Here is a 620-nt window from a genome sequence, read left to right on the forward strand (position 1 = left end):
GGTGGCTGAGTTCGTGGCCGGTGAGGGTGGTGCTGGTCAGGTCCGTGCCGGCGAGGTGCAGTTGGCCGGGGACGGTGGCGGGCACCGGCCGGTGGTCGTCGTCGAGGACGTAGACGCGGACGTGTTCCGGCAGGACGGTGCCGTCCGGGAGTTCGCGTACGGCCGTGGGCCAGGTGTGCAGCAGTGTGGTGCGCTCGGGCGCCGAGAGGATGTCCAGGTCGGCGATCGGCTGTGAGGCGTCGGCGACGGCCGCCCGCAGCAGACGCTCCAGCCGAACGGCCATGGCTTCGGCGGTCTGCCGGTCGAAGAGGTCCGTGGCGAAGTCCACCGTTCCCGCGATACCGGCGGGCAGCCCGTCAGCCGTGACCGCCTCCTCCAGCACGAACTCCATGTCGAGCTTCGAGGTTTTGGCATCGACCTGCTCCAGGCGGCTGTCGAGCCCGGCGATCGGCACATCGGCGCCAGTGGCCTCGAAGCTCAGCATCACCTGGAAGAGGGGGTTGTGTGCGAGGGAGCGGGTGGGGTTGAGGAGTTCGACGAGGCGTTCGAAGGGGACGTCTTGGTGGGTGTAGGCGGCGAGGTCGGTTTCTCGTACGCGTCCGAGGAGTTCGGTGAAGGTG

The 620-nt window shown here is 69.0% G+C and carries 1 protein-coding gene; it reads right to left on the reverse strand.

Translation table 11 applies throughout. The annotated features are described in order from the left end of the window. The coding region (locus M8I34_RS41130; RefSeq protein ID WP_250058170.1) for a condensation domain-containing protein at nt 1-620 on the reverse strand (620 nt) is incomplete at both ends.

It is taken from the genome of Streptomyces sp. MCA2 (assembly GCF_023544705.1).
Lineage (GTDB): Bacteria > Actinomycetota > Actinomycetes > Streptomycetales > Streptomycetaceae > Streptomyces > Streptomyces decoyicus.